Genomic DNA, 380 nt, shown 5'->3' with positions numbered 1-380 from the left:
CTATCGACTGTGATTGCCACCTGCTACCTCAAAGGGGTCTCCACCCGCAGGATGAACGATCTGGTGGCAACCCTTGGCATTTCCAACCTGTCGAAATCGCAAGTCTCGCGGATGTCGGAAGAACTCGACGAGATGGTCGCAGACTTCAGAAACCGCCCACTCGACCCCCGCGGGTACGCCTACCTGTCGTGCGACGCGTTGACAATCAAAGTGCGCGAAGGCGGCCGGGTGGTCAAATGCTCCGTGCTGCTTGCCACCGGTGTCAACGCCGACGGGTACCGCGAAATGCTCGGCATGCACGTTGCCACTGCGGAATCCAACGCATCGTGGAAAGGCTTCTTCCAAGACCTCAAAGCGCGCGGGCTTCGCGGTGTCTTCCT

1 protein-coding gene is annotated in these 380 nt (G+C 59.7%); it reads left to right on the top strand.

The window, feature by feature from the left end; translation table 11 throughout:
• Window positions 1-380, top strand: a 380-nt coding sequence (locus QP996_RS11795) for a transposase (protein ID WP_284872819.1), incomplete at both ends; no start/stop codon positions are given.

The organism is Corynebacterium sp. MSK008 (assembly GCF_030232585.1).
Lineage (GTDB): Bacteria > Actinomycetota > Actinomycetes > Mycobacteriales > Mycobacteriaceae > Corynebacterium.
This window is presented reverse-complemented; position numbering and strand designations above follow the sequence as displayed.